Annotated in this window: 2 protein-coding genes and 2 tRNA genes; 2 read left to right on the top strand and 2 right to left on the bottom strand. The window is 60.6% G+C overall.

The window, feature by feature from the left end:
* Together C2134_RS13920 and C2134_RS13915 are read right to left on the bottom strand one after the other, a co-directional pair.
* A tRNA-Leu gene (locus C2134_RS13920) sits at positions 1-83 on the bottom strand.
* A 51-nt stretch (positions 84-134) separates the two neighbouring features.
* Positions 135-221: transfer RNA gene (locus C2134_RS13915), tRNA-Leu, on the bottom strand.
* Between the two features lie 72 nt (positions 222-293).
* Here C2134_RS13915 and rnr point away from each other — a divergent pair.
* Together rnr and C2134_RS21910 are read left to right on the top strand one after the other, a co-directional pair.
* Entirely contained in the window at positions 294-3,158 is a 2,865-nt protein-coding gene (rnr, locus tag C2134_RS13910; RefSeq protein ID WP_103320772.1) for a ribonuclease R, read from the top strand.
* Between the two features lie 128 nt (positions 3,159-3,286).
* Positions 3,287-3,472 (top strand): hypothetical protein (locus tag C2134_RS21910; RefSeq protein ID WP_233196456.1); only part of this gene is annotated, 186 nt, incomplete at its 3' end.

Genomic DNA, 3,472 nt, shown 5'->3' with positions numbered 1-3,472 from the left:
GCCCAAGAGAAGACTCGAACTTCCACACCCTTGCGGGCGCTAGGACCTGAACCTAGTGCGTCTACCAATTCCGCCACCTGGGCAAACCTGAATTTTATGATGCCAGCTATTCGACGGGCTTACAATAGTAAGATTGGTGCCCAAGAGAAGACTCGAACTTCCACACCCTTGCGGGCGCTAGGACCTGAACCTAGTGCGTCTACCAATTCCGCCACCTGGGCGTCGCTTTGCTGTATCATTTGTTGCATCGCTGCAACGAGATGCGAATTATAAACATAACCTCGAGGGTGTCAATGGCTCAATCGCAAAAAAAACAAAAAAAACTTTCCCTGAGAGACCAGGACCCCTTCCTGGAACGGGAAAAACTTAAATACTCCAATCCCTTGCCTAGCCGAGAGTTCATCATGCAGATTCTCGCCGAGCAGGGGGTGCCGCTGTTTCCGGATGAATTGGCGCAGATGCTGTCGATTCTCGGCGACGAGCAGGCTTTTTTTGAACGCCGCCTGCGCGCTATGGGGCGCGATGGCGAAATCCTCATCAACCGCAAGGGCGCGGTGTGCGTCGCCCAGAAGCTCGATCTGATCCGCTGCAAGGTATCCGGTCACCGCGATGGCTTCGGCTTCGCCATTCCGGACGAGGGCGAAGGCAGGGGCAATGATATCTTCCTGCCAGAGCGGGAAATGAAGAAGGTCATGCACGGCGACCGCGTGATGGTGCGGTCGTCGGGTCTGGATCGTCGCGGCCGGCAAGAAGGCAAGATCGTTGAGGTGCTGGAACACGCGGTGACCAAGTTGGTCGGTCGCATCCAGCATGAGCGCGGCGTGTGGGTGGTGAGGCCGGAAGATAGGCGCATCAACCACGATGTGCTGATCGAACCGGGCGGCGACGGCGGCGCGCAGGATGGCCAGGTGGTGATGGTCGATATCCTGCAGCAGCCGGATGCCTATCACCAGCCGGTCGGCAGGGTGGCAGAAGTGCTGGGCAACTACGCCGACCCGGGCATGGAAATCGAGATCGCCCTGCGTAAGCACGATTTGCCGCATCGCTTCCCGGACGACGCGCTGGAGCAAGCCCAGGCCACGCCGAAGAAAGTGCGCAAAAAAGACTGGACCAAGGATAGAGTCGATCTGCGCGACTTGCCGCTGGTGACGATAGACGGCGAAACGGCGCGCGACTTCGACGATGCGGTGTATGCGGAAAAGCAAGGCAAGGGCTTCCGCCTGGTGGTGGCCATCGCCGACGTCAGCTTCTATGTCCAGCCTGGCGACGCGCTGGATCGCGAAGCGCTGACCCGCGGCACCTCGGTTTACTTCCCGCGCCGGGTGATTCCGATGCTGCCGGAAGCCTTGTCCAACGGCATCTGTTCGCTGAATCCGGACGTCGAGCGCATGTGCATGGTCTGCGATATGCAGATCAACGCCAAGGGCGACGTGAAGAAGTACAAATTCTACCCGGCGGTGATGCAATCCAAGGCCCGCCTCACTTACAACCAGGTATGGGATTGGCTGCAGAACGGCACCGATCATCCGATGCTGCCGCATGTGCAGGATCTCTATGCGCTGTTCAAGATTCTGCTGACTGCGCGCGGCAAGCGCGGCGCCATCGAGTTTGATTCAATCGAAACGCAGATGATCTTCAACGACAAGGGCAAGATCGAGCGCATCGTGCCGGTGGTGCGCAATGACGCGCATCGCCTGATCGAGGAATGCATGCTGGCGGCCAATGTCTGCTCGGCGGATTACCTGCAGAAAAACGGCCACAAGGCGCTGTACCGCGTGCACGAAGGCCCAACCGACGAAAAGCTGGAAAATCTGCGCAACTACCTGCGTCTGGTCAGCCTGACGCTGGGCGGTGGCGATAAGCCCAGCGCCAAGGATTACGGCAAGCTGGCGGAGCAGATCCATGGCCGCCCGGATGCGCCGGTGCTGCAAACCATGCTGCTGCGCTCCATGCAGCAGGCGGTATACACCCCGGACAATGCCGGCCATTTTGGCCTGGCCTATGAGGCTTACACTCATTTCACTTCGCCGATCCGGCGCTATCCAGACCTGCTGGTGCACCGCGCGATCAAGGCGGTATTGAAAGGGGAAAAGTACAAGCCCGGCAAGTGGGCGGCTTTGGGCGTGCATTGCTCGATGACCGAGCGCCGCGCCGACGATGCCAGCCGCGACGTAGAGTCTTGGCTGAAAACCTACTATATGCGCGACAAGATCGGCGAAGTGTTCCAGGGCAAGATCAGCGCGGTCACCAGTTTCGGCGTATTCGTGTTGCTGGACAACGTATATGTGGAAGGTTTGGTGCATATCTCCGAGCTCGGCAAGGACTACTTCCACTTCAAGAAGGAGTTGCAGGCCATCATTGGCGAGAAAAGCGGGGTTCAGTACCGTCTGGGCGATACGCTGACCGTCAAGGTCATGAGCGCCAATCTGGAAAACGCCCAGGTGGAGTTCGCATTGGTCAGGGATGAGCAGTCGCCGGCTGGCGGCGCATCGGAGGAGGGCGGATCGACCAAGCCAAGCCGGCGTCGCCGCGGCGGTCAATCCGCAGGCGCGGCGAAGGGCGGCCAGCCGGTCGCGCCGTCCATTTCGGCCAGTCCGGAAGCGGCTGCGCCGGTCGAGCCGGTGAGCAAGCCTGCTGGTTTGCCGGCGCCGCCGCAGGGTCGCAGGCGGCCGGCCAAGCAGCCATCTGCGCCAGTGGTTGCGCGCGAGCAAGCTGCCCAGCCTCCTCAGCCTACCTCTGGTCGACGCGGCGCAGGCAAGCCTGAGTCCGCCGCGGCAGCCAAACCGGCTGCTTCGCAAGTGAAGCCTGCAAGCGAGCCTGCGGCTTCACCGGCGGCGCCCGTCAAATCTTCTAGACCGGCGCCCAATAGGCAGTCGGGAGCTAAGTCTCCAGCTGGCAAGCCGCAAGCAGGGCCGAAGCAGCCAAGCGCGCGTACGTCGTCGCAAGGGCGGAGCCAGCCCGCCAAGCCGGTTGCGGCCACGCCGCCGGCAGGCGCGAAGCCGAACCCCTCGGTGCCGCCGAGTGAGTCGCCGGGCCAGACCAAGCCCGCGCCGCGTCGCCCGCAAGGACGCCGCAGTCAGCCGCCTCAAGCCGAGACACCATCGCAACCGACTGCGCGCAAGCGTGGGGCCAACAAGCGGCGCACTGGCGAGGAATGATCGCCAGCTATCTATATTAAAGGAATCAATTAAACCGGTTCGAATCCAGGATTCGAACCGGTTTTTCTTTGTTTGCGCCCTTTTTGATCGGGGCTTGGGGTCGGGGCGCGGGGCGTCATCGCGCCGGGATGCAAAATTTTTTCATTGCTGTTTTCTTTCAAATCAGCAGCTTGCAGGATTGTGATGAAGAAATCTCACTTTTTCTCGCAAAAGGTGTTGACGAGGTTAAGGCCCGGGCGTATAGTTCGCCTCCTCAGCTGACGCAGCGAACGAAACAGCGGAAACGAAACGGTTCCGCAGCGACGACGAAGCGG

It is taken from the genome of Chromobacterium sinusclupearum, assembly GCF_002902845.1.
Lineage (GTDB): Bacteria > Pseudomonadota > Gammaproteobacteria > Burkholderiales > Chromobacteriaceae > Chromobacterium > Chromobacterium sinusclupearum.
Note: the sequence above shows the minus strand (reverse complement) of the source record. Positions and strands in the feature narration are given on the sequence as shown.